This window comes from Halomonas sp. MS1 (assembly GCF_024182575.1).
Classification (GTDB): Bacteria; Pseudomonadota; Gammaproteobacteria; order Pseudomonadales; family Halomonadaceae; genus Vreelandella.
Genome location: NZ_CP098926.1, coordinates 711,670 through 736,994 on the forward strand (window position 1 = coordinate 711,670; position 25,325 = coordinate 736,994).

Consider the following 25,325-nt stretch of genomic DNA (forward strand, 5'->3'; position numbering starts at 1 on the left):
CGACCCCGTAACGCCGTTTAAGCCTTACTTAGCCTAGAGGGCTTAGCCTAGCGGGCTTCATGCTAGTGGTTACTAGTGAGCTTCATCCCAGTTGGCGCCGCTTTCGGCTTCAACAATCAGCGGTACGCTAAGCGTGGCAGCGGCTTGCATACGCGCCTGAACTTGCTCAATAAACGCCTCAACCTGCTTATCGGCCACCTCAAACACTAGCTCATCGTGCACCTGCATAACCATGAGGGCGTCAAAATCGCCTTCAGCAAGCCAAGCATCGACATCGATCATCGCCTGCTTGATGATATCCGCTGCCGTGCCCTGCATAGGCGCATTAATGGCGGTGCGTTCAGCACCCTGACGGCGATTGCGGTTTTGCGAGTGGATCTCTGGCAGGTACAGCCGTCGCCCTAGCACGGTTTCCACAAAGCCATCTTCTGCGGCCTGGGTGCGAATACGATCCATGTAGCGAGCAACGCCAGGATAACGGTCAAAATAGCGGTCGATGTAGGTTTGCGCCTGATTGCGATCAATATGCAGCTGGCGTGACAGGCCCCAAGCGCTCATGCCGTAAATTAGGCCAAAGTTGATCGCTTTAGCGCTGCGCCGCTGGTCGGCAGAGACCTTTTCAAGCGCAGTACCAAATACTTCGGCAGCGGTCGCTGTATGGATATCGCGCCCTTCCGCAAACGCTTCCAGAAGTCCTTTATCTTCGGAGAGGTGCGCCATAATACGCAGCTCAATTTGCGAGTAGTCTGCCGCCACAATGCGATAGCCAGGGCGGGCAATAAATGCCTGACGAATTTTGCGTCCCTCTTCGGTACGAATAGGGATGTTCTGTAAATTCGGGTCCGACGACGACAGCCGCCCAGTGGCAGTAACGGCTTGATGATAGCTGGTGTGCACCCGCCCAGTAGCTTTATTGAGCAGCCGCGGTAGCTTATCGGTATAGGTGGATTTTAGTTTTGCCAGCCCCCGGTGCTGCATAATCACCTTGGGCAAGGGGTAATCCAGCGCCAACTCCTCTAGCACCGCCTCTGCGGTCGAGGGTGCGCCTTTGGGCGTTTTCTTGATCACCGGAATTTTCTGCTCTTCGAACAGAATCTGTCCCAGCTGTTTGGGCGAACCAAGGTTAAATTCACGACCTGCTAACTCGAAGGCTTCGCTTTCAAGCTCACGAATACGGCGCTCTAGCTGCTGGCTTTGCTCGTGTAGACGTTCGGCATCCAGCGCAACGCCATTGCGTTCAATCCGCGACAAGACGTTAATCAGCGGTAGCTCAAGATAATCCAACACGTCCGCCAAACGCCCTTCCCGTTCCACCTGAGGGCGCAGTATTGCTTGCAGCCGCAGCGTGATATCGACATCTTCACAGGCATAAGGAACCGCTTGCTCTAAGGCGATCTGGTTAAAGGTGAGCTGCTTAGCCCCCTTTCCAGCGATCTCTTCGAAAGAGATGGTTTTTTCGCCCAAATACTTCAGCGCCAGCGAATCCATATCGTGACGCGTGGCGGTGGAATTCAACACGTACGAGGCTAGCATAGTGTCAGCAAGCGGCCCCACCACGCGAATATCATAGTTTGCCAGCACGGAAATATCGTACTTAAGGTTCTGACCAATTTTGGTTTTTTCAGGATCTTCCAGCAGCGGTTTTAATGCTTGCAGGACCTGTTGACGATCAAGCTGAGCGGGCGCATCCAGATAGTCATGGGCCAGTGGAATATAAGCAGCTTCACCGGCCTCCAGCGCCAGGCCAACGCCGACAATATCGGCGTCCATATAATTCAGGCTGGTCGTTTCTAAGTCGAAGCAAAAGCGCTCGGCTTTTTTCAGTCGCGCTAGCCACGCATCAAACTCAGCTTGCTCAACGATGACATGGTCATGTCGCTGGCTGGAAGTCACGGCGCTATCAGTCACGTCACTAGCAGCGTTATCAGGCGCAGGCTCGCCCCCATTTACATCATCGACGCCCTCGTCGCTACCTGCCAGTAGCTCAGCCAACCACTGCTTGAACTCCATTTCTTTATAGAGTTCTACCAGCGCCTCGCGGTCGGGATGCGCAATATCCAAGTCATCCAGCCCCACGGGCAGTTCGCAGTCGGTCTTAATGGTTGCTAACTGATAAGAGAGAAAGGCCTGGTCACGGTGCTCTTCCAGCTTCTTCGGTAACGTTTTCGCACCACGGAAGCTGAGTGTCTTGACGCGCTCAAGATCGCCATAAATTGTCTCTAAGCCACCTCCCATGCCTTGCAACAGGCCAATGGCAGTCTTTTCGCCCACCCCCGGCACGCCGGGAATGTTATCAACCTTGTCACCCATCAATGCCAAAAAATCAATGATCAGCGAGGGCGGTAGACCAAATTTCTCTTTGACGCCTGTTTCATCGAGGGTTTCTTCTTTCATGGTGTTGACCAATGTGATGTGGTCATTCACCAACTGCGCCATATCTTTATCGCCAGTCGAGATCACCGCATCACGGCCAGCCTGGGTGGCATGATGAGCCAGGGTACCAATCACATCGTCGGCTTCGACACCTTCAATGCACAGCAGCGGTAAGCCTAGCGCTTTTACACAAGCGTGCAGCGGCTTAATTTGGCTGCGCAGGTCATCCGGCATGGGCGGCCGATGAGCTTTGTAGTCGCTGTACATCTCATCGCGAAAGGTTTTTCCTGGTGCATCAAACACCACCGCCATTGGGCTTTCCGGGTAGTCTTTGATCAACCGCTTGAGCATATTTAATACGCCTTTCACGGCCCCCGTAGGCTGGCCGTTGGAGGTCGTTAACGGTGGCAGCGCGTGAAAAGCGCGATATAGGTACGATGAGCCATCGACAAGCACGATTGGGGCACGGGCCATAACCAATTCCATTGTTAGCAACACAGTAAGAAGTCTATTAGCTATGATACGCGTTCACGGCAATGGCTGCAGAAACAACCGCTACGAATAACGCATTTCAAACTCACACAACGCTGCCAACTGACCCTGCAAGCCGCTACAATAATGGGCTTAGCAACCTGGGCGAGATTCTCATGGCTGTATTTACCCCGCTGAGCGACGTTCAGGTCGCCGCGTTTTTGGAAAAGTTTGATGTCGGCAGCTTCGTTTCGCTACAAGGCGTTGCCGGTGGCACAGAAAACTCGACGTTTTTTGTGACCACCGATCGTCGTGAGCTGGTGTTAACCCTGTTTGAACAGGGCGAACATGAAGAGCTGCCGTTTTTTGTCGAGTTGTTGGATTATCTGGATGAGCACCGTTTGCCGGTGCCCGGTACTATTCACGACCGCGAAGGGATTGCGCTACACAGTTTGGCAGGTAAGCCTGCTTTACTGTTTCCACGCCTACCAGGCAAGCATCCTAGCGCCCCCAACCTTGCCCAATGCCAAGCGCTGGGCAATACGTTGGGGCACTTGCATGTTGTCTCCCAGCGTTTTCCTGGCCATCGGCCAAACCCGCGCGACCTTCACTGGCTGCGGGCAGTGCATCACAAGGTGCTGACGTATATCAGCCCTGACGACCAAACACTGATGAAAAATGAAGTCGATGACTTCGAAGGTGCCTTTAGCCAACACGGCGAGCTACCGCAAGGAGCGCTTCACGGCGACTTATTCCGTGATAACACGCTGTTTGAGGGCGACCAACTAGGCGGTATTATCGATTTTTATAACGGTTGCACCGGCGATTTGCTATTTGATCTCGCCATCGTCATTAACGACTGGGCAACCAATGAGGATGGCTCGCTGAATGCTGAGCGTTATGAAGCCATTCTGAGCGCTTACCAAGCACGTCGCCCTCTCACCGCTGATGAGCGTGAACTATGGCCAGCCATGTTGCGCATGACAGCGTTGCGATATTGGCTATCGCGCCTGCTGGTCGTCTATGTTGACCCACCTGCCCATGACCTAACGCCTCATGACCCTGAGCGTTTCCGAACCATTTTAAAAGCGCGCATTGCATTTGGCGCACTACCGCTCCCAGAGGTTTCTTGATGATCGAATCGGTGACCACCAGCGCCCAGGCCTTACGCGCCCGACGCACATGGAATATTGACCAATGGGGCAGTGGCTACTTTGATGTGGACGACCACGGGCAAGCCTTGGTTCGTCCGCTAGGTAGCGACGCAGAAGGCCCAGCATTGCCGCTTAGCGGGCTTGTGCGTCAGTTGCAGACTGCGGGTCTGCGGTTGCCGGTACTGGTAAGGTTTAGCGACATTCTGCACGACCGCGTAGAACAGCTGTGCGGTGCGTTTGATGTCGCGATGCAGGACATCGACTATCAGGGCGGCTACACAGCCGTTTATCCGATCAAAGTGAATCAGCAGCGCCGCGTGGTGGAAGAGATCCTCGCCACCTCCGAGCGTGGCAATGGTCGCGTAGGCTTAGAAGCAGGCAGTAAACCGGAGCTGCTGGCAGTGCTGGCGCTGTCGGATGGCGGCTCCTCGCTGATCGTCTGCAATGGTTATAAAGACCGCGAGTACGTTCGCCTAGCGCTGCTGGGTGAAAAGCTGGGGCATCGCGTTTACCTGGTCGTTGAGAAGCTGTCTGAGCTGGAACTTATATTAGAAGAGGCGCGTGAGTTGGAAGTCACCCCGCGTATTGGTTTGCGGGCACGGCTTGCCTCAGTGGGTAAAGGTAAATGGCAAAACACCGGCGGCGAGAAGTCAAAGTTTGGTCTGACTGCCAGCCAAATTCTTGACGTAGTCGCGACCTTACGCGCTCAAAATGCGTTAGAAAGCCTACAGTTAGTGCACTTTCATCTCGGCTCGCAAATTGCCAATATTCGCGACATTCAGCGCGGTCTGCGGGAATGCGCCCGTTTTTACCAAAACTTGGTGAGCCTAGGGGCACCGATTGATACCGTCGATGTGGGTGGCGGTCTAGGAATCGACTACGAAGGTACTCGCTCACGTAGCTACTGCTCAGCCAACTACTCCATGCAGGAGTATGCACGTAACGTGGTTAGCGCCTTTGCGCAGCTGTGTCAGGAGGCTGACCTTCCCCAGCCTCATCTGATCAGTGAGTCAGGCCGTGCGCTAACGGCTCATCATGCCGTGTTGATCACCAACGTGATTGGCGAAGAGCGCGTTAATGATTCGCCTCCAGAGCGCTCTTCTCAGGAAGACCTCCAGGTGGAAGCCCTGTGGCGGGTTTTTGAGCAGTTAGCCGAAAGCCAGGAGCCCCGTGTCTTGGTGGAAGCTTGGCATGACCTTCTGCAAGCGGTTAGTGAGCTGCAAGACCGTTTCGTAATGGGCTTAAGTGATATCAATGCCCGTGCCGAAGGTGAACGGCTTTATATGGCAGCCTGTGCTCGCCTACGCGGCCAGCTTGATACCCGTAATCGCGCGCACCGGGAAATTATGGACGAACTGGCTGAAAAGCTAGCCGATAAGCTGTTCGTCAATTTCTCATTATTCCAGTCGGTGCCTGACGTCTGGGGGATCGAACAGATATTCCCTGTCCTGCCGTTGAGCGGGCTAGACCAGCCCCCCACTCGTCGCGCAGTCATTCAAGATATCACCTGCGATTCAGATGGCCGCATTGATAGTTACGTGGATGGCCAAGGCGTGGAGAGCACACTACCGTTACCCGAGTGGGCAAGCGATGACGAACGTTGGCTAGGCTTCTTCCTGGTAGGTGCCTATCAGGAAATTCTTGGCGACTTGCACAACCTATTCGGCGATACCGACTCAGTCGATGCCGCACTGGGTAAAGATGGCGAGTGGGTCCTGTCTAACCTACAGGCAGGCGATACGGTGGCCGATGTTTTAGCCTACGTGAATTTTGATGCTCGAGTGCTTAAGCAAAAGCTCACCGAGCAACTGATCACTAGCGGCTTTTCGACCCAAGAGCAGGCAAAGTTTGCCGCTAGCCTGAGCGAAGGCCTGGATGGCTACACCTATTTAGAATAGTGCTTTTAGAATCGTGCTTTTAGAATAGGCCAATGAAAAAGCCACTGACGATGTCAGTGGCTTTTCGCATAACGGCTAACGCTTAGCTAGTGTTGGTTTTAGCATTATCGCCATCCAACTACTCTACTACGCTAGTGGTGATTTCTAGTCCACCGGTCAACGTTAAACGCAGCGAAGCTCCACGGGGCAATTCGCCGACGCCGGCAGGTGTACCTGTCAAAATAACGTCACCCGGCTCTAGCGTGAAGTGACGACTCATCTCCGCCACCAACGTCGGGATCGCGAAGATCATATCGGCGCCTTCTCCGTGTTGACGCTCTTCACCATCAATCTCAAGGGTGAACACCAACGCATTCCAATTGGGAACGCGGCTTAGCGGCAAAAACGGCGATAGTGGGCAAGCACCATCAAATGCTTTTGCTATTTCCCACGGGTGCCCCTTCTCTTTCAGCTTGGTTTGCACATCACGCAGCGTTAAATCCATCGCTAGGCCAATGCCCACAATGGCACGCTCAGCTTCATCCTGGGTCGCGTGGGTCAGGGTCTCCCCCACCAAAAGCGCAAGCTCGGCTTCATAATGTATATCGCCCCGTGAAAACGGCGGATCAAGGGGTTTAGTCAAGTCCACCACACTGGTGGCGGGCTTCATAAATAACAGAGGCTCACTAGGAACCGGATTATCCAGCTCCTTGGCATGGTCGGCATAGTTGCGGCCAACGCAGACGATTTTGCCCAACGCGTGGGGAAACTCCTGACCATCGGTAAACTGTGGAACAAAACGCATGGCGGGTCCTCTCCTTCTCATTATGCGTGCCGCATTCGCAACGACAGGCGCAACAGTCTACCCCAGCTATGCGTATGTACCACAACCTCTTCTACAGCATTTCATACATATCACTAGTGATACGTTAGATTATGCGTCGGGCGTCCAGCGATCATCAGGCCCATGCGCCAAAAAGCGAGGACGCTGCTTGGGAGCAGCAAACGGTGCAACACAGCGATTATCCGGACGGTTAAACACAAAGAATACGTTGCTGCGGGGGTCTGGCGACAAATTGGCATTAGACGCATGCAGCGTGTTGCAATCAAAGAGCAGCAATCCCCCTGCTTTACCTTTTGGCGCTTCAATACCATATTTTGCTACTAACTGAGTCAGCGCTTCTGGGCTGGGCACGCCAATCTCCTGTGCTTTAAGCGAGCTTTTGTGGTTATCCTCTGGTGTTTCCCCCAAACAAGGCACAAATTCCAAATGGGAGCCTGGAATCAGCATAAGCGGGCCATTAAATTCATGGTTGTCGGTCAAGATCAGTGAAGCGCTAACAGCATGCATATTCGGCATGCCATCTTCCGCGTGCCACGTCTCGAAATCAGAGTGCCAATTAAACCCTTTACCTGCAAAACCTGGCTTATAGTTAATCCGTGACTGATGCACGTAAGGATTAGCGCCAATGATCTGCCGGGCTGCACCCGCTAAGCGTTCGTCACTGGCCAGTTCACCTAATCGTTCAGAAAGCCTATGCACGGCAAACAACGAACGAATATCGTGGCTTTCTGGCTCAGTAACGCTGAATTCTTGATCGCGATAAGCACTATTACTCATCAATAATGTCATTTCATGGCGAAGTGCCTCCAGCTCTTCACCTGAAATGAGGTTTGGAATAAACAAAAAACCTTTGCGTTCAAACTCATCAAGCTGCTCTGAGGATAGCGGCCCTGATAAATTTCGACCTTTAACCACCGCATCGCGACGCGGCTGAGTTAGCGAAGCTGGAGCTGCTGCTAGGCGCGTTGGGTACTCATCTTTCACCGCTGTACGTCGCGCCGACGGCATATCCAACATTTCATTATATTGCTTATAGACAGTAATTGTTTTGAGAGAATTGTTGCTGACTGTCATCTAATCCACTCCTTGTATGATTAAATTTCAGACCGATAAAACATGTAGCGGCTTCCGCTTTCACATAACACAGCCAATAGGGTAGCTAAATACTTAGCCCTTGCAACCGCCACATCTTCATTTTATAACGTGTGTTATGAAATTTCTTTAAGCACTCTCAAACAAGACCTAGCAACGACTTTAAAAAACCATTACAGAAAAATATATCCATAAATACAATCGCTATAAAACCGACACATCTTATCATTTTCTTCAAGTTTAAATGCCTGATATCAATTCGAGTTTTACGAATATTTTTTCTGCTCAAGCGCCCTTACACAGGGTAAGTGGCATAGTGAATTTGGCCACCTCATTAGAGGTACCAATATGCACCAAGACATCATTAGGTGGCACCACATCATGAAAAACTCACACTCTTACATCAGGGCACTCTTATTATATTAATTGAGACAATGACATTAAAATTAATCACATTTTAGTCATCACATCATCTTCATATCGCATTCAGCCTTTCACAGCTCCAGCAAACTGGTGTGTTATAAAAAAACAATCAAGCAGCGATGAATAAAAAAGAAGGTTTACTATTTATACAAAGCATTAAAACAGGAACAGACTCAGGTTGTTAACAAAGTATCGGACAGAAGCTAAGGTAGCAAAACATTATCAATCCGATTATTATTTTATGACGCAAACCTAGAGAAACGCTTTATGAAAAAATTACCCCTTATCGCATCTACTCTTATTATCCTGCTAGCGAGCGGGTGCCAATCACACTCAGCGCCTCATCAAGCAGTCAAGCCTGACGAAACGCTAACCAATACGTACTGGAAACTGGTCACGCTTGAAGGGCAACCCATCATCACCGCTGAAAACTTTCGCGAGCCTCATCTTGTGCTCCATGAAGAAAATACACGGCTAGCTGGCTCAACTGGCTGCAATAACTTGATTGGCAGTTACCGTGTTGATGGTAAGCAAATAGCATTTGAACAAGTTGGCACCACGATGATGGCCTGCCCCGACACGCAAATGCGTAACGAGCAGGCAATGTTAAGCACACTTAATAACGTAGACACTTGGCAAGTAGACGGTGGTTCCTTGTCACTTAAAAATGCCAATGGCAAACCAGTGGCAGTATTTGAGGCCGTGCATCTTTATTAGCCATCGGTTTGCAGGCAAGCTCACTTAATGAAAGCGCCCTCTTGTCGCTGCTGCTCTCTACGTACAAGTATGTCGACAAACGCACGCACTTTCGCAGGACGAAAACGTGCTAATGGGAAAACGACATGTATGCCGCCGGAGGGCAAACTCCACTGGGGCAAAATATGTACAAGGCGCCCGGCGGCTATGTCGCCTGCAATGACATAATCCGGCAATACCGAGATTCCCGCACCAGCGTACAACGCTTCACGTACCGCGAGTGTCGCATCAAGAAAGATTGAGGCGCGCACGTGGATGGTTCTGCGCTCCCCCTTACTGAGTGAAAACTCCCACTGCAATGGATGGGGCAGCGCTTTATTAGCAATGAACGGGAACTTCAATAACTCTTCCGGCTGAGAGAGCTGCGCCACCTCTTTTTCAAGGCTTGGCGATGCAACGAGCAATTGCCGAAAAGAGCCTATTTTCCTTGCTTGCACGCTTGCCTCTGTTAGCCAACCAACACGGATGGCCAGTTCGATATCCTCAGCCATCAGATCGACTTTTTGATCCCGCAGCGTGGCATCGACCCGGCAATCGGGATATTGCTGGGTATATGCAGCAATCGCAGGCACCAAAAAGGTGACACCGTAATCGAAAGGGGCCGTCAATCGTAATGTACCTGTCGGCTCCTGGGCTATTTCGCCTAACTCATCAAAAGCATCTTCAGCTTCACGGAGAATCAAGGCACAGCGTTGGTAAAACACTTTTCCAGCGGAGGTAACTTGTACCGATCGCGTCGTACGCGTGAGAAGAGAGGTTCTAAACTCTTGCTCAAGGCGTGCCACCTGCTGGCTAACCACCGCCTTGGTGATACCCAGACGCTCTGCGGCGGCCGTAAAAGACCCCGTTTCAACCACTGCAGCAAAATAAGTTAAGCGCCGCAAGTTATTAAATCCGCCTAGCTTACTTCCACTTCGACCGTATGCTTTTTCCATACACATAATATGCTTCGTATGTATTTATCCGTCAATACAATCTCTTTAGCATGCGAGTCCATCATGTATAGAGAGACTCGGCGATGAATAACACTTTGTATTACCTGTTCGACCCTTTGTGTGGCTGGTGCTATGGCGCAACATCATCTGTTTCGGACGTGATCGCGGCAGACGATATAAACGTGGTTCTGTTACCCAGCGGCCTTTTCTCAGGCGGTGGCGGAAGGCAAATGGATCAGGAGTTCGCGGCCTATGCCTGGAGTAACGATCAGCGGATTGAGCGCCTAACGGGGCAACTATTCACTCAACTATATCGCGATCACGTGTTAAGCGATCATCAACAGCGGTTTGATAGTAGTGCCGCTACGCTAGCGCTAACGGCAGTATCGCTTACCGCACCCGCCGATGAGTTCGAGGCTTTAAAAGCAATCCAATACGCACGCTACGTACAGGGTCGTGATGTGACATCTCAAGTCACGTTGGTTGAGATTCTACAAGGACTTGAGCTGACACAAGCGGCTGAGTTAATGACAGGTGCCAGTGAAACACTTATTCATTCCAATCGTTCTCGCATTTCACAGGCTCAAACGCTAATGCAGAAGCTTAACGTTCGAGGAGTGCCCACGTTCATCGCTCAGTCGAGTGGAAACCTAAAGGTTCTTTCCACGAATGAGTTGTATGCCAACCCCAGCGCGCTAGCCCAACAGATGCGCGCGCTATAACGCGCCAACTTAATCAATTGACCCTCTAAACAAAATTGCAGAAGGAAGAAAAAATGGCTACTCGGCGTATGTTTTTAAAGTCATTAACTGCCTTAGGATTATCCATGGCTATAAGTACTGGCAACCTAAGTGGCATAAAAAAGAGCCTCGCGTCTGATGATCAATTAAGTTGGCAGCATTTTCCTGCGGGAGAAAATGGCTTTTTCCGAGCGCCCGTATTGGTGACGGGAGCGACAGAGGCAGTATTAATTGATAGCAGCTTTACCTTATCTGATGGACGTGCAATTGCCGAGGCAATCCAACAGAGCGGTAAGCAGCTAACTACCGTCTATATTAGCCAAAGCGATCCTGATTACTATTTTGGCCTTGGCGCGATACAAGCAGCATTTCCCGATGCTCGCGTTATCGCCGCCCCCGCCACAATTGATGCTATCAAGGGAAATGTAGAGAAAAAAATCTCCACATGGTCACCCCAGCTCCAAGAAAACGGACCACAATCACTTGATGAAATCGTTATGCCCGAGGCGTTTGATGGCCAAGCATTGCAAGTCGATGGTCAAGACATTCAGATTGTTAATGTAGAGGGCCTGCCCAATCGTCGCTACCTCTGGGCTCCCTCCCTGGATGCTGTTTTTGGAGGTGTGCTGGTATTCTCAAACCTACACGTGTGGACAGCAGACACCCCTACTGCTGAACAGCGAGCGGCTTGGGTACAAGCGCTTGATGAAATGGCAGCACGCTCTCCTAGGGTCGTTATACCCGGTCACATGCAACCTGACGCAGCTATTGATGCTTCCGCGATTCAATATACACGTGACTACCTATTAGCATTTGAAGAAGAGCTCGCCAAAGCGAATAACAGCGATGAACTCATTGAAGCAATGACCCGTCGCTACCCAAATGCAAAGCTAAGTGTTGCACTACAGATTGGCGCTAAAGTAGCTATGGGGGAAATGGACTGGGGATAGTCATTTTTCTCTATAGTATAGAGGTGGACGATGACTATCTTTCTGCAATGGCAGCTTGGTCACCCAACTTGCAAGGTTCAGTTGTGAAGGTGCCCACGCTGTAGACACTTTATAGACGCATACGAAAAAGCCGCCCTTTCGGACGGCTTAATCTAATTCTCTAACGCTCTGATTTTAACCACTTTTAAGTGGTGCCGACACCAGGAGTCGAACCCGGGACCTACTGATTACAAGTCAGTTGCTCTACCAACTGAGCTATGTCGGCTCTTCGCGCTTTCTTGAGAATATGATTGCTTCACTGTTAAGCTTTGCAATCAACAAGAAATCTTGTTGGCAATGGCTGGGGTACCAGGATTCGAACCTGGGAATGCCGATACCAAAAACCGGTGCCTTACCACTTGGCGATACCCCAACGTTTGGTGGCCAGAGACGGAATCGAACCGCCGACACGGGGATTTTCAATCCCCTGCTCTACCAACTGAGCTATCTGGCCGCTGCCAACGGTGCGTATTAAACTAAAAACTCAGCTTTTCGTCAACACTTTCGTGAAACTTTCTTTCTAGTCACGTGCTTAGGGCACTTCTTTGCAGGGCTCAAAACGTGCAAAAGCCGCGCCATCCGTGGGCTGCACCGAGTTTCACTCCTTACAGCCTTGCTTCCTGAACGCTTAAGCCTGGGTAGGCGGCACGTAACCTTCCGCTTGATCCGTTGCTTCGTTATTTAGAAAACGCTGCATTTGATCCATCAAATAGGCGCGCGCCTCGGGCTCTAACATGTTGAGGTGCTTTTCATTAATCAAGCGCGTTTGCAACGACTGCCACTCTTCCCAGGCCTGCTTAGACACCGTGGCTTGAATCTCTTGGCCCTGCTTACCTGGCAGTGGTGGAAATGGCAGAGCGGGTAGCTCTTGTTGGTACTTGCGGCAAAAAACGGTGGTGCTCATGGTGTACTCCTTTTTGAATAACGCTGCGAATATAAAAGTAATAACGCGAGTGAGGTTAGCGCGACGGCCCCGGCGTTGGATCTAGGGAAAAAGGCGCCAGCTGGCTCAGCAGCGATTTAACCGGCGCAGCCAAGCCAAGCGAGGGCGGTGCGTCAACGTCATACCACACGCCATCTTCTCTTACGCCGTTCAGCCTATCGCAACTGACGGGCTGAGGCGTAATCAATAGCCGAAAATGGCTAAACGTATGAGTAAAGCTGGGCAGTGGCGCATGGCGCTCGGGGGACGTCACATGATCAGCCAGCCAATCGTTCAGTTCACTATGTTGCTCAAATTGAGGCAGGCTCCATAGGCCTCCCCACAGGCCGCTGGGTGGCCGTTGCTCTAACCACACCCGCCCTTGCCTGTCTCGTAGCATCAGCATAATGGTTTCACGCGTCGGCAAGGCTTTTTTAGGCTTGGATTCGGGAAAGCGTTGCGGCTCACCTTGGGCATAGGCACGGCATACGTCGTTAAACGGACAGATCAAGCAATCAGGCTTGCTGCGTTTACACAGTGTGGCGCCGAAATCCATGATGGCTTGGGTATAATCGGCAAGACGGGTATTGGGCGTGAAATATTCAGCCAGTGTCCATAGTGAACGCTCTACTGCTGGCTTGCCTGGCCAGCCAGTAATGGCATGCAAGCGAGTCAGCGATCGTTTTACATTGCCATCTAAAATCGCGGCCTGCTGACCAGAGCTTTGCGCGATGATCGCGCCAGCAGTGGAGCGGCCGATACCTGGCAGCGCCATTAACGCTTCGACACTGTCCGTTGGCAGCTCTCCCCCATGGGACGCTAACGCCACTTGGGCCGCTTTATGCAAATTACGGGCACGGGCGTAGTAACCCAGCCCGGTCCAGAGATGCAGCACGTCGTCCTGAGGTGCGTTGGCCAGTGCTTCTAACGTGGGAAAGCGCGTCATAAAGCGTTTGAAGTAGGGAATAACCGTCGCGACTTGGGTTTGCTGGAGCATAATTTCAGATACCCATACCCGGTAGGCACTTCGGGGCGACTGCCAAGGCAGGTCATGCCGGCCATACTGATCGAACCAGGTAAGTAAGCGGCGTTGAAACTCTTCCGCCGCGAGGCACGGTGTAAACATGTCGGCCATAGGATTTCCTTAAACAGTAAAACGGCACCCTGTAATTAGCCGTCAGTTGGCCTTGCTATTTATGTGGCTAACTAACACGCAAAAAAGCGCCGGCGGTAAGGCCGGCGCACACTGATTGTATCGCTTCAAAACGTGCATGAATGCTCAGTTAAATAGACGACGAATCCCCTCACGAAGTTCCTGACCAGCGCCTTCTCCTAGGCGTTCGTCAATTTGATCAAGCGAATCGCCCAGCCGCTCCTCAAGCGCTTCTTCAAGACGGCCGCCTGCTTCATTACGTAGTAGGTCTATCACCGCTGCTTGGAAAGCCGAACGATCAAATCGGCACCACTGGGCTTTATCGTCGCCCACATGGCCTTCACAACGAACTGGAAGAGGCAACTGCTCTAAACGCGGGTTCACGTTACAGGCGGCATCGGCTGTGTCGACCAACCTAGCATTTGCCTCAGTCGTAAAATTCAGCGTATTGAGACTGAATTCGCCTTCACCCTGTACATCAATACCAGGAAGGGTGATAAGCAAATCGTTGCTATTTACTACACCATTACGCACTTGGAAGGTCGCATCAAACCGTTCAAAACGCGTATCAGGCTCCCATTCGCGCAGGGTGCCTTCGCCCTCTAGCTGCGCCACTATCTCGCACATTTGCTGAGAGATATTCGTTTGCAGAATAGCGCCGTCGTTCAGTTGTGCACTTAGCTCGCCGTTAAGATTATTGGTGAGCACGTCACGGCGATTGCCTTGAGTCGTCAGTGCACCTTCCAAGTTAAAGCGGCCTCGTAACGGTGATGCCTCTTCACTAAAGGTTTCAATGAGCGGTGCGACCTGAACATCACTGACACGTGGAGAAATTTGCCATTCCAGCACGTTTGCTGTCGCATCTAGACGGCCAGTCGAATTAAGCTCGCCCTCATAAAAACGCGACTCAAAGGCTGTCAGTTGGTGCACTCCATTCTCGCCGCGCAAGCTTAGCGAAGTGTCATCGAACGTTAATCCAGCCAGCACAAGCTGGTCGACGCTTAAGTCCCCCTCTAGCGATAACGTGCTCAGCCATTTCTGAGGCAATAGTGCCCCGTCGGTTTGGGCGAAGGCTTTGCGCAGTATGCCTCGGCTAGCTTGTTGAGCGGTTTCCGGACCAGGCAGATAATGATCAATATTCAGTTGGTCGCCTTCCAGATTAAAGGCGAGCCGAGTACCGTCCAGCGCGGCGGAAATGTTACCTGTAAAGGTACTGTCGTCCACTACTAAGGAAAGACGCGGCAGTGCAATACTCGTCATATCGCCTTCAATGGGGCTCGTCATCGCCACATCTCTCAGGGCACTTTCATTGGCCGTATTGAGAGTAATGCCTGCACGAGATAGCCAAGGCCGCAATGTAAAAGGCGCTGCGGTGAGTTGGCCGCTGTACTGAGGAGAGTCTAAAAGCTTTTCGACATTGAGATGGCCGCTGACTCTCAGCCCATCCGGCCCGGTTAACTGAGCATCTTTAAACTGAGCAGTTTGCGCCGCCCAGTCACTTTCCAAACCAAATGCCAACGAAAGCGCGAGGCTACCCTGCCAATTGTCTGGATGACGTAAGCCCGCGTCAACGACACCCTCGCGAATCGTAAGTTGCTGCTCACCCATTCGGGCAACTATTTCAGCTGCTTTCAAACTAAGCTGCTGCGGATCACTTTCTCCAGAGCGTCGCGTACGGGTCGTCAGCTGGATATTTTCAAAAACCAACTGCTCATCTTTCAAACCTAAACGAAGACGAGTTTCGAGATTCACTTCGCTGGTCAGGTCGGGCGTACGCTCCAACACCTCTGCATCTAAGCGATTATGCTTAGTTAATGTAAACATGGTTTTTAAAGGGAAGGAGCGTAACGGATTGACGTTGGCGCCTGAAATATTGAGCGGCTGCACACGCCAAAGCGCTTGGCTTTGCTCATCACGGAAGCGAATATCAGCATTTTTCACTTCTACGCTGGCAATATTCAGCACCACCGACAAACTGCCAGCATCTGCGTTGGGGCCAGCGCTTGCAGGCGCCAGTACCGTTTCCGCTGTTTCGTTACCCTGCTCAGCGAGGCGCTCTAGTAACGGCTGCCAATTACCTTCGCCCTGCTCATCCTTTTCAAGGTTTAAGCGCATGCCATCTAGGGTTAAGCCATCAACCGCGATTTCGCCGCGTAATAAAGGAGCAAAGGCGACGCTAACTTCAGCTCGCTCAATGGCGGCAAACGCACTCTCGTTTTGAGCTTGCTCTGGCAGCCACGCTTTTGCCTGCTCAACACTGACCCCTATACGCGGATAAAATGACCATGTGATCGGGCCTTCCAAGGCTAGATTCAGGCCAGTTTGTTCTTCTACCACCGCGGTTAGCCGAGGCTTGAAATCTTCTGGGTCAAGAAAAGTGGTGACATACACCACTGCAGCAACGGCAACAATCGCTAAAATACCTACCGCAGCCAGCAAAATACGTAGTAGATGATTCATTGCCCTTTTCCTTGTGGGTCGAGCTCAACAAAATCACTGGTGATGGAATCATCCGACGGCGCGGATGATTCAGGGGCTACGGGGCGATAACCAAGCTTTGAGAGCAGTACTCGATCGGCTAACGGCAGCGACGACGTTGCGATGCGCAGCACACGTCCTTCCTGTTTTGCCTGCTCACCTAACAGTGCCATTAGTCGTGTGCCTACGCCACGCCGTCGGGTGGGTTTACGCACGCACAGCTCGGAGAGCCACCAGGCGCGGTCAGCTGCCTCTTTTATCGCCACTGCACCGAGCAGTCGATCATTAAAATGTGCGCAGGCAAAAAAGTGCTGCCCTTTTAAATGCTGTTCAATAAAAGGGGCGACCGTTGGTGTAGGCATTCGCTCTTGGGGCGCATCTTCATAAATGCGTATTAGGTCAATACGCACCTGCTCCTCTGCTTCCCAACGGGCCTGGTCGACGTAATCCAATGTCACCGGCATGGTGAAATCCTCTTTGCCAAAGCAGCAAGGCTGCTATTCTACCGCCAGCAAAGGCGGCTACCTTTCGCGCATTGTAGCGGATGGGGGTGCCGATTCACTATAATGGTCGCTTTTGGCACAGGTTATGCTTTGATCTGGCGGTGTTAACATTACCCGACGATCCACCAATACCCCCTCAGAGTGCGCATCAGCGCAGGAGATGCAACATGTCAGCGCGTATTGCCACGGTAAGCCGTGACACCAACGAAACGCAGATTACGGTCAGCGTCAACCTTGATGGCGAAGGCCGTCTCCGCAGCGACACCGGCGTTCCGTTTCTTGACCATATGCTTGATCAAGTGGCTCGTCATGGGATGGTGGATCTCGACATTGACGCAAAAGGCGATCTGCACATCGATGATCACCATACAGTTGAAGATCTAGGCATTACCCTAGGCCAAGCATTTCACCAAGCGATCGGCGATAAACGCGGCATCTATCGCTACGGGCATGCATACGTTCCTCTTGATGAAGCGTTGTCCCGTGTGGTTATCGACTTCTCCGGCCGTCCAGGTCTCTATATGAATGTCGACTTCACCCGCGATACTATTGGCCGTATGGATACCCAGCTGTTTTGGGAATTTTTCCAAGGCTTCGTCAACCATGCGCGCGTCACCCTGCATATTGACAATATAAAAGGCTTTAATGCTCACCATCAGGCTGAGACTATATTTAAAGCGTTTGGCCGCGCGCTGCGCATGGCGGTGGCAGAAGACCCGCGTATGGCGGGACAAATGCCGTCTACCAAAGGAAGCCTATAATGCCGGGTATTGCAGCGAGTGGTAGCTCGCCAACGATCACAAGGAGCGCTTTATGACCATCGCGGTAATCGATTATGGAATGGGCAACCTGCACTCTGTGGCAAAAGCGCTTGAGCACGTCACCCACGAAAATGTGATTATTACTCGCGACCCGCGACGTATTTTAGGTGCAACGCGCCTAGTACTCCCGGGCCAAGGGGCTATTAGGGACTGTGTAGGCGAGCTGGAACGTACCGAGCTACGCGGCTTAGTCGATGACATCCTTACCCGTCAAGCGAAACCACTATTGGGTATTTGCGTGGGCCAGCAAATGCTGATGGAACGTAGCGAAGAGAACGGTGGCGTAGATTGCCTAGGCTTTTTCCATGGCAGCGTTGATCGTTTTCCGGCCAATATGCGCGATGATTACGAACAGCGCTTAAAAGTCCCGCACATGGGCTGGAACCTTGTAGCGCAGCATCACGATCACCCGCTATGGTCAGGCATTGACGATAACGAACACTTCTATTTTGTACACAGCTACTACGTTAATGCGACTGACGACGCGCAAGTGTTTGGTACTACCCAGTACGGCAAGGTTTGCGCCCATGTAGCGATTGGCCGTGACGCCACCTTCGCTGTGCAGTTCCATCCTGAAAAAAGCTCCCGCGCGGGCCTTCGCCTGCTAGAAAACTTTGTCACCTGGACGCCCTGAGAGGTTTCACAATGTTGGTAATTCCCGCGATTGATCTCAAAGACGGCCAGTGTGTGCGCTTGAAGCAAGGCCGCATGGAAGATTCAACGTCCTACGGCGATGACCCTGTTGCCATGGCCGCTCGCTGGGTAGAAGCGGGTGCTCGCCGCCTGCACTTGGTTGACCTAAACGGCGCTTTTGAAGGCAAGCCGATGAACGGCGAGGCAGTCACCGCAATTGCGCGCGCCTACCCTAAGCTGCCCATCCAAATTGGCGGCGGTATCCGCTCAGCGGAAACCATTGAGCATTATTTAAATGCCGGGGTTTCTTACGTCATTATTGGCACTAAAGCAGTTAAAGAGCCGAACTTCGTGGGCGAAATGTGCCGTGCGTTCCCAGGCCACATTATTGTTGGCCTGGATGCTAAAGATGGCTATGTGGCCACCGATGGCTGGGCGGAAGTATCCACTTTAAAGGCGACCGAGCTCGCCAAGCGCTTTGCCAATGACGGCGTTTCCAGCATTGTCTATACCGACATCGCCCGCGATGGCATGATGCAAGGCGTCAATGTAGAAGCCACGGCTGCGCTAGCCCGCGAAGGTGGCTTACCGGTGATTGCTTCCGGTGGCGTCACCAATTTAGACGACATTCGTGCGCTGTGTGATGTCGCTGACAGCGGCATTTTAGGCGCGATTACCGGCCGCGCGATCTATGAAGGCAGCCTCGATGTGGCAGAAGCTCAGCGCTTGAGCGACCAGCTTAGCGGAGGCGACAAATGAGTTTAGCGAAACGTATTATCCCTTGCTTAGATGTCGATGCCGGACGCGTGGTGAAAGGCGTTAACTTTGTTGGCATCCGTGATGCAGGCGACCCGGTCGAAATTGCTCAGCGCTATAACCAGCAGGGTGCCGATGAAATCACCTTTCTCGATATTACCGCCAGCCATGAAAACCGTGACACAACGGTCGACATGGTAGAGCGCATTGCCGGTGAAGTGTTTATTCCCCTCACCGTGGGGGGAGGCATCCGCAGCTGCGATGATATTCGCACGATGCTGAATGCAGGGGCTGACAAAGTCTCCATCAATACCGCCGCGGTGACCAACCCCGAGTTTGTTCGCGAAGCCGCCGAGCGCTTTGGCAGCCAATGTATTGTGGTGGCGATTGACGCTAAGAAGGTGTCTAAAGAAGGCGAGCCTCCTCGCTGGGAAATATTCACTCACGGTGGGCGTCGACCAACGGGACTGGATGCCATCGAGTGGGCCAAAAAGATGGTAGAGTTTGGTGCTGGCGAGTTATTGCTCACCAGTATGGATCGCGACGGCACTAAAGTGGGTTTTGATCTGGGGGTGACCCATGCTATTTCTGAAGCCGTCAGCGTGCCGGTGATTGCTTCTGGCGGTGTAGGAAACTTGGACCACTTAGTAGACGGCGTACTCAAAGGTGGTGCCGATGCGGTATTGGCAGCAAGCATCTTCCACTTTGGTGAATATACGATACCAGAAGCAAAACGTTACATGGCGGAACGTGGCATCGAAATGCGCCTTTAACGAAACCTCCTAGTAGCGAAACCACTTAGCAAAAAGCCCTTCTCTCAGGAGCAGTGACATGCCTCGTTATTATCAATGGGCAGGAGGGATAGCAGGGATTTGGCTGAGCACTACCGTCTCAGCCTTTTCTTTGCCAGATTGGCCTCCCTCCTTAGAACTCGATCACACACTGGTGCAAACCAGTTTGCTAACGCGCCACTTCGATCCTGACCCTGACCATACCAATCAGCAAAAACTGGCAAGCATTGAACTACATAATCCAGACCGCTGGTTAGCAGGGGCAGCATGGTTTAAAAACTCATTTGATCAACCAACCTGGTATTTTTATGCTGGGCGTGAATTCCCGCTTTGGCAATTTGCCGAAGAGATCAACGTACGCGCCAAGCTAACTGGCGGGCTACTACACGGCTATAAAGGTGAATATCGCGACAAGATTCCCTTTAACCACTTAGGCACGGCGCCTGCACTGCTACCCAGCATTGGCGTGCAATGGGGGCGCGTAGAATCAGATCTTATCATCTTCGGCACCGCCGGCATGATGGTGACGGCGGGCCTGCGGTTTTAACCAGCTTCGACCGTTACTCCTCGCCTTCGTCTAAGGTTAAACCAAGATTACTAATGCCGTTATTACGCCCTAGCTGACGAATTTCTTTTAGGGAGGTTTTATTAATTGGCTCGCTCACGGCGTCCAAAACAGCGTCCTGGAAATCATTTTCGTCGGCCATCAAGGGATGGTCGCGAATGATCAGCGCAAGCGCCTGGGCATCTTCTTCACCTTCCGTTAGCTCGATAAAAGCGCGCACGCCCGCTCGCGAGGTGCGGCTGACATCTAACACGGCTTCAGGCGACTCCCCCAGCAGCGTATCCAGCAGCGCGGATACCGACACAACAGCATCTAACGCTCGGCGCGCTCCAAAGCTCTCATCATCTTCAGGAGGTTCGCACTCAGCCAGTTTTTCCGCTTGCCGAGCAAAGTCTATGCTCGCATTCGAAACGCTCAAACGTTCCCACACCAGGCTCAGCACAGTCCGCAGTGTATGCTCGTCACCTACCCCCGCGGTTTGTTGATAAAGCGCGTAGTTAGGTAGCAGACGTTCACATAGAGCTGCCATAAACGCTTGCTGAGCGGGCAACGGCAACTGTTGAAGCCGCTGGTAAAATCCTAGGGGTTTAGCCACCATGCTGATTTCCTGGGTCACAATATTGGTGAAATGAACGCGATACGTTATCGTCGCACAAACGCGGTAGGAGATCCCTATCGCGTTATTAACATCGGCCGGCGAGGAGATTACCATGCATATCCATCTGCTACAGCACGGCCCTGACCATGGTCCCGCTCGTCTAACTGACTGGCTTGAGAGTATGGGCCATAGTTACACCGTTTTTCATCTTTATGCGGGCGAGCTAACCCCACGACCAGGTGAGTGCGACGCGCTAATTATACTGGATGGCCCTGAACGTCTAGTGAATGATCCACCCGATTGGTTTAAAGCCGAACGCAAGCTGATTAACCGCTATCTGGATGGGCAGAAACCATTATTGGGTATTGGCTTGGGCGCACTATGGATAGCGGAGGCGCTGGATGCCGTTATTGCACCGGGCACCTACCCTGAAATTGGCTGGCACCAAATAACACTTGCCCCAGAAAGCACCTTTGACCTACCCGAACAATTTGAGGCATTTATGAGGCACCGCCTCGTGTTCAGCTTACCGGAAAGCGCACTACCGCTAGGCGGCAGTGCAGCAGCACCACTGCAAGGTTTTTCGTGGGACGCCGGGCGTGTCGTCGGTTTACTGTGTCATTTCGAAGCGACGGCTTCTAGCGTATCACCACTGCTCAATGCCGATGAATGGCCACAGCCCAAAACTGCCGCAGCAGGACGCTTTATACAAACCAGTGAACAGATCCTAGAAGATGCTGGACGCTTTCATCAGCTAGCTCCGCTGTTAGACCGCATGATGACCCAATGGCTGAAAGCGGCATAAGCTATAGATGAATACAACGCCGCTAAGCGCTCCACTGCCTAGCGGCTTCTAAGCAGCTCTCCCAATCGCCAACATGCAGTTCCACAGGGCGGTTATCTCGCTGCTTTTCAAGATGATAGCGATAAAGTGGATCGTAATATTCGGTCAACAGTGGCGCAAGCCATGCTTCGTGGGCTTGAATATTCCCTAGTGCATGGGCATCAAAAGCCATACCTTGTAATCGCTGTAGACGCTGCAATCGGGCATTGCCTAAGCGTTTCGCCAAACGCTCCAGGGCATTGGCTAATTGGAGTCGCATACGTTGCCAGCCCTCTTGCTGGCCGTAACGGGCAGTGTAGCGCTGTTCAAGTGCTTCGATATAGTCACGGCGCAACTGCTCTAAACGCCAATCCAAGGGCATCTCAATGCGTATTCGCGGCGCACGTTGCAGAGCATGCCAAAAGGTAAGCGGAATATTGGCATTACCGATTTGCCGCGACTCATCTTCTACCACTAAGCTTCCCGTCAGCCCAATTAAGCGCTTGGCTAAGGCATGCTCAAAATCAATTTGTGTTGTCGGCTCTTCTGGCTGCCTCCCAAACGCCGATCCTTTATGGTTGGCAAAAGCCTCTAAATCAATGCCGTTACTCAATTGATTAATTAGCGTCGTTTTCGCGCAACCTGTCAGCCCCGCCACGACCAGCATCGGCTGGCTGGCAGCCTCATCAATGCGCTGACATAGCCGTTGCCGCATCGCTTTCCAGCCACCGTCAATGCGCGGCCGGTTGATGCCTGCATCAGCAAGCCATTGCTGTGCAATTTGCGAACGCAGCCCTCCGCGAAAACAGTAGATAATGGCGTCTGGTTGACGCGCTACGTATCCCAGCCAGGCGTCAACGCGTGCTCGCTTAGTGTCATCGCTGACTAAACGTTCACCTAACTCGATTGCTGCCTGCTGTCCGTGCTGTTTATAAGCAATGCCCACTTGATGGCGCTCATCATCAACCATTAACGGTAAGTTAACCGCGCCAGGCAAACTGCCTTGAACAAATTCAACCGGGGCGCGCACATCAATCAGCGGTGTTGTTTGCGCGATTAAGTTCAATGATGCCGGAACAGTGGCTAGCGTCATCCAATGACCTCAATCAAAACGTCGCCTTGAGCTGCCTTCATGGTACCAAACGGTACCAAGGTAAGACTGTGCTCACGACCAATACGCTCTACATCATCTTCCCAAGCAGGGTCGACACTGATCAGCAAACCACCTGACGTCTGAGGATCACACAGCCATTGCCAGTGAGCATCGTCCATCACAGGCAACGCTTTACCAAGGGCTTCACGATTGCGCAGCGAACCTCCGGGGACAGCGCCCTGCCGACGGTAGGCTTCGGCTTCTGCTAAACGGGGTAAGCGGCGAAAATCGATCTGCGCCATCACACCGCTTGCGCTGCACATTTCAGCTAGGTGTCCAGCAAGGCCAAACCCGGTGACATCCGTCATAGCGTTAACGCCTTTCACCTTAGCTAACTCAACACCGATATGATTGGGCTTGAGCATCGTTTCACGAGCAAGGCCGTGATGGCCAGCCTCTAACAAACCCCGTTTTTCGGCTGTGGTTAGTAGCCCTACGCCAAGTGGCTTGGTTAGGAATAACAGGTCATTAGGCTTTGCTTGGCTGTTGAGCTTTAAATGCGCTAAATCGACTAACCCATTGACCGCCAAACCAAACATCGGCTCAGGAGCGTCGATCGAGTGACCGCCCGCTAACGCCACCCCTAGCTCACGACAAACAGCCTGGGCACCGGCAACAACATCTCCCGCGATTTCTGCGCTGAGTTTATCCAGCGGCCAACCTAAAATCCCTAATGCCATGACCGGCGTGCCACCCATGGCATACACATCGCTAATCGCGTTAGTGGCAGCAATACGACCAAAATCAAAGGGGTCATCGACAATCGGCATAAAGAAATCGGTGGTCGCAATCATGCCGCGGCCATCACCCAAATCATACACCGCTGCGTCTTCGCGTCCCTTGTTACCGACAATGAGGCGTTTATGGCCTGCGGCAGGCCCAGCTTTAGCAAGAATCCCATCCAGTACATCTGGTGCAATTTTGCAGCCGCAACCCGCTCCGTGACTATATTGGGTTAACCGAATTGCACTCATGGCGCCTCTCCTTAGTCTTAATGCTTTTCCTTAGCATAGCTTACGCTACAACGCTTCCAGGGCATCGCTCAATTTGTCGACAGGGATAACCTCCATTCCCTTCGGAGCCTGCTTGGGTGCGTTGCCGCGCGGAACAATTGCCCTTAGAAAACCGTGCTTAGCCGCTTCAGCAATGCGTTCTTGCCCACTGGGCACTGGTCGAATTTCTCCTGAAAGCCCCACTTCGCCAAACACCACCAGCTCTTTTGGCAGTGCGCGATTTTGCAGACTGGACACCACGGCTAACAGCACCGCTAAGTCAGCACTGGTTTCGAGCACTTTCACCCCACCCACCACGTTAAGGAAGACATCCTGATCACCGGTAAACAGACCACCGTGGCGATTTAATACGGCTAGCAGCATGGCAAGTCGGTTTTGATCGACGCCAACGGCAACACGGCGAGGATTACCCAGGGCAGACTCATCCACCAATGCCTGCACCTCCACTAGAATTGGCCGAGTGCCTTCCCACACCACCATGACCAAGCTACCGGGTGCCTGCTCTTCTTGGCGTGAGAGGAAAATCGCACTGGGGTTTTTAACCTCTTTCAAGCCTTGCTCGAGCATTGCAAACACACCCAGCTCATTCACCGCGCCGAAGCGGTTTTTCTGGCCGCGGAGCGTTCTAAATCGAGAATCAGCTCCGCCCTCTAATAGCAACGAAGCATCAATCATGTGCTCCAGCACTTTAGGACCCGCCAGCGTGCCATCTTTGGTCACATGACCAACCAGCAAAAGAACCGTGTTCGTTTGCTTAGCGAAGCGTGTCAGCGCTGCCGCAGATTCCCGTACCTGGGCAACGCCTCCCGGCGCAGAGCTGATATCTTCCAGATGCATAGTCTGGATGGAGTCAATCACCAGAATCTCTGGCTTCTCCCGTTCAGATACCGCCAAGATGGTTTCCACGCTGGTCTCGGCCAACATTTTCAAGCCATTAGTAGGCAGCTGTAAGCGGTGGGCGCGCATGGCGACTTGGGAAAGCGACTCCTCCCCAGTGACATATAGAATACGCCGCTGCTGAGCGAGCTTGCAGGCAGTTTGTAGAAGCAGTGTAGATTTACCAGCGCCTGGATTCCCCCCCAGTAACACAGCGGAACCCGGCACTAAGCCACCACCCAGCACACGGTCAAACTCGGCAAAGGTCGAGGTAAGGCGAGGAACCTCACTGAGATCCACATTGCTAAGATCCACTACATCGCGCGACAGGTCTCCAGCATAGCCCGCTCGTCCCGTCGCAGTACCACCTCCAGGTCGCGCACTGGCCAAACGAATCTCACTTAGCGTGTTCCACTCCTGGCAGCTGGAGCACTGGCCTTGCCACTTTCGATACTCTGCACCGCACTCGGTACATACAAAGGCACTCTTCGCTTTCGCCACCGCCATGTTGCTCCTGTTGATATCTTGATGTCGCCACTGAGATTTATGCATCAGATCGCTAGAAATGCAAAAGGCGGCCAATGGC

General features: G+C 52.4%; 23 protein-coding genes and 3 tRNA genes. 11 read left to right on the forward strand and 15 right to left on the reverse strand.

Annotated elements, in window-relative coordinates:
- Positions 1-72: 72 nt before the first annotated feature.
- Positions 73-2,847, reverse strand: a complete 2,775-nt coding sequence (gene polA, locus NF683_RS03315) for a DNA polymerase I (protein ID WP_253921246.1) — start codon at positions 2,845-2,847, stop codon at positions 73-75.
- A 173-nt stretch (positions 2,848-3,020) separates the two neighbouring features.
- Between polA and NF683_RS03320 the strand changes: the two genes are divergently transcribed.
- Positions 3,021-3,977, forward strand: coding sequence for a homoserine kinase (locus NF683_RS03320; protein ID WP_089040948.1), 957 nt, complete (start codon positions 3,021-3,023; stop codon positions 3,975-3,977).
- Positions 3,977-5,896 carry a biosynthetic arginine decarboxylase gene (gene speA / locus NF683_RS03325; protein ID WP_089039835.1) on the forward strand — a complete coding sequence of 640 codons (1,920 nt, stop codon included), beginning with the start codon at positions 3,977-3,979 and terminating at the stop codon, positions 5,894-5,896. The genes NF683_RS03320 and speA overlap by 1 nt, the downstream gene beginning before the upstream one ends.
- A 118-nt stretch (positions 5,897-6,014) precedes the next feature.
- Here the strand turns inward: speA and NF683_RS03330 are convergent, their stop codons facing one another.
- Both NF683_RS03330 and thpD read right to left on the reverse strand, forming a co-directional pair.
- Complete coding sequence (locus NF683_RS03330; RefSeq protein ID WP_253921247.1) at positions 6,015-6,680, reverse strand: fumarylacetoacetate hydrolase family protein; 666 nt, start codon at positions 6,678-6,680, stop codon at positions 6,015-6,017.
- A 129-nt stretch (positions 6,681-6,809) separates the two neighbouring features.
- On the reverse strand, positions 6,810-7,793 hold the full coding sequence (thpD, locus tag NF683_RS03335; RefSeq protein WP_089039837.1) for an ectoine hydroxylase: 984 nt from the start codon (positions 7,791-7,793) through the stop codon (positions 6,810-6,812).
- A 708-nt stretch (positions 7,794-8,501) separates the two neighbouring features.
- Here thpD and NF683_RS03340 point away from each other — a divergent pair.
- Positions 8,502-8,951 carry an META domain-containing protein gene (locus NF683_RS03340; RefSeq protein WP_089039838.1) on the forward strand — a complete coding sequence of 150 codons (450 nt, stop codon included), beginning with the start codon at positions 8,502-8,504 and terminating at the stop codon, positions 8,949-8,951.
- A 20-nt stretch (positions 8,952-8,971) separates the two neighbouring features.
- Here the strand turns inward: NF683_RS03340 and NF683_RS03345 are convergent, their stop codons facing one another.
- The gene (locus tag NF683_RS03345; RefSeq protein ID WP_253921248.1) at positions 8,972-9,925 is read right to left on the reverse strand and encodes a LysR family transcriptional regulator; all 954 of its coding nucleotides are present in this window, start codon (positions 9,923-9,925) and stop codon (positions 8,972-8,974) included.
- 83 nt (positions 9,926-10,008) lie between these two features.
- On the opposite strand from NF683_RS03345, the gene NF683_RS03350 reads away from it, so the two are divergent.
- Complete coding sequence (locus NF683_RS03350; protein WP_253921249.1) at positions 10,009-10,647, forward strand: DsbA family protein; 639 nt, start codon at positions 10,009-10,011, stop codon at positions 10,645-10,647.
- Positions 10,648-10,751: 104 nt separating this feature from the next.
- Complete coding sequence (locus NF683_RS03355; RefSeq protein ID WP_253921250.1) at positions 10,752-11,615, forward strand: MBL fold metallo-hydrolase; 864 nt, start codon at positions 10,752-10,754, stop codon at positions 11,613-11,615.
- Between the two features lie 189 nt (positions 11,616-11,804).
- Here NF683_RS03355 and NF683_RS03360 read toward each other — a convergent pair.
- From NF683_RS03360 to NF683_RS03390, 7 genes are all read right to left on the reverse strand, one after another.
- Positions 11,805-11,880: transfer RNA gene (locus tag NF683_RS03360), tRNA-Thr, on the reverse strand.
- A gap of 72 nt (positions 11,881-11,952) precedes the next feature.
- Positions 11,953-12,027, reverse strand: a tRNA-Gln gene (locus tag NF683_RS03365).
- A gap of 5 nt (positions 12,028-12,032) precedes the next feature.
- Positions 12,033-12,108: transfer RNA gene (locus NF683_RS03370), tRNA-Phe, on the reverse strand.
- Positions 12,109-12,282: 174 nt separating this feature from the next.
- Positions 12,283-12,558 (reverse strand): oxidative damage protection protein, encoded by a 276-nt coding sequence (locus NF683_RS03375; protein ID WP_083007102.1) that lies wholly within the window; start codon positions 12,556-12,558, stop codon positions 12,283-12,285.
- Between the two features lie 55 nt (positions 12,559-12,613).
- Positions 12,614-13,711 carry an A/G-specific adenine glycosylase gene (mutY, locus tag NF683_RS03380; RefSeq protein ID WP_253921251.1) on the reverse strand — a complete coding sequence of 366 codons (1,098 nt, stop codon included), beginning with the start codon at positions 13,709-13,711 and terminating at the stop codon, positions 12,614-12,616.
- Between the two features lie 144 nt (positions 13,712-13,855).
- A complete protein-coding gene (locus NF683_RS03385) occupies positions 13,856-16,189 on the reverse strand; it encodes an AsmA family protein (RefSeq protein ID WP_253921252.1) in 2,334 nt (777 codons plus the stop codon).
- Positions 16,186-16,671 (reverse strand): acetyl-CoA sensor PanZ family protein, encoded by a 486-nt coding sequence (locus NF683_RS03390; protein ID WP_089039886.1) that lies wholly within the window; start codon positions 16,669-16,671, stop codon positions 16,186-16,188. The genes NF683_RS03385 and NF683_RS03390 overlap by 4 nt, the downstream gene beginning before the upstream one ends.
- Positions 16,672-16,877: 206 nt before the next feature.
- Here NF683_RS03390 and hisB point away from each other — a divergent pair, with 206 nt between their 5' ends.
- From hisB to NF683_RS03415, 5 genes are read left to right on the forward strand one after another with little or no spacing between them, the layout of a single operon-like run.
- Positions 16,878-17,471: an imidazoleglycerol-phosphate dehydratase HisB gene (hisB, locus tag NF683_RS03395; RefSeq protein WP_030074661.1), complete on the forward strand. Its 594-nt coding sequence runs from the start codon at positions 16,878-16,880 to the stop codon at positions 17,469-17,471.
- Positions 17,472-17,523: 52 nt separating this feature from the next.
- The gene (gene hisH, locus NF683_RS03400) at positions 17,524-18,165 is read left to right on the forward strand and encodes an imidazole glycerol phosphate synthase subunit HisH (RefSeq protein WP_038478294.1); all 642 of its coding nucleotides are present in this window, start codon (positions 17,524-17,526) and stop codon (positions 18,163-18,165) included.
- Between the two features lie 11 nt (positions 18,166-18,176).
- Positions 18,177-18,923 carry a 1-(5-phosphoribosyl)-5-[(5-phosphoribosylamino)methylideneamino]imidazole-4-carboxamide isomerase gene (gene hisA / locus NF683_RS03405; RefSeq protein ID WP_095604466.1) on the forward strand — a complete coding sequence of 249 codons (747 nt, stop codon included), beginning with the start codon at positions 18,177-18,179 and terminating at the stop codon, positions 18,921-18,923.
- Positions 18,920-19,693 carry an imidazole glycerol phosphate synthase subunit HisF gene (hisF, locus tag NF683_RS03410; RefSeq protein WP_038478299.1) on the forward strand — a complete coding sequence of 258 codons (774 nt, stop codon included), beginning with the start codon at positions 18,920-18,922 and terminating at the stop codon, positions 19,691-19,693. Before hisA ends, hisF begins: the two co-directional genes overlap by 4 nt.
- A gap of 58 nt (positions 19,694-19,751) precedes the next feature.
- The gene (locus NF683_RS03415; protein WP_089039888.1) at positions 19,752-20,258 is read left to right on the forward strand and encodes a hypothetical protein; all 507 of its coding nucleotides are present in this window, start codon (positions 19,752-19,754) and stop codon (positions 20,256-20,258) included.
- Between the two features lie 13 nt (positions 20,259-20,271).
- Here NF683_RS03415 and NF683_RS03420 read toward each other — a convergent pair whose 3' ends face one another.
- The gene (locus NF683_RS03420; RefSeq protein ID WP_193060151.1) at positions 20,272-20,874 is read right to left on the reverse strand and encodes a YjaG family protein; all 603 of its coding nucleotides are present in this window, start codon (positions 20,872-20,874) and stop codon (positions 20,272-20,274) included.
- Positions 20,875-20,986: 112 nt separating this feature from the next.
- Between NF683_RS03420 and NF683_RS03425 the strand changes: the two genes are divergently transcribed.
- A complete protein-coding gene (locus NF683_RS03425; RefSeq protein ID WP_253921253.1) occupies positions 20,987-21,679 on the forward strand; it encodes a type 1 glutamine amidotransferase in 693 nt (230 codons plus the stop codon).
- A 22-nt stretch (positions 21,680-21,701) separates the two neighbouring features.
- Here NF683_RS03425 and mnmH read toward each other — a convergent pair whose 3' ends face one another.
- From mnmH to radA, 3 genes are read right to left on the reverse strand one after another with little or no spacing between them, the layout of a single operon-like run.
- The gene (mnmH, locus tag NF683_RS03430; protein WP_253921254.1) at positions 21,702-22,790 is read right to left on the reverse strand and encodes a tRNA 2-selenouridine(34) synthase MnmH; all 1,089 of its coding nucleotides are present in this window, start codon (positions 22,788-22,790) and stop codon (positions 21,702-21,704) included.
- Positions 22,787-23,824 carry a selenide, water dikinase SelD gene (selD, locus tag NF683_RS03435; protein ID WP_095604463.1) on the reverse strand — a complete coding sequence of 346 codons (1,038 nt, stop codon included), beginning with the start codon at positions 23,822-23,824 and terminating at the stop codon, positions 22,787-22,789. The genes mnmH and selD overlap by 4 nt, the downstream gene beginning before the upstream one ends.
- Before the next feature lie 45 nt (positions 23,825-23,869).
- Entirely contained in the window at positions 23,870-25,240 is a 1,371-nt protein-coding gene (gene radA, locus NF683_RS03440; protein ID WP_253921877.1) for a DNA repair protein RadA, read from the reverse strand.
- Positions 25,241-25,325: the final 85 nt, after the last annotated feature.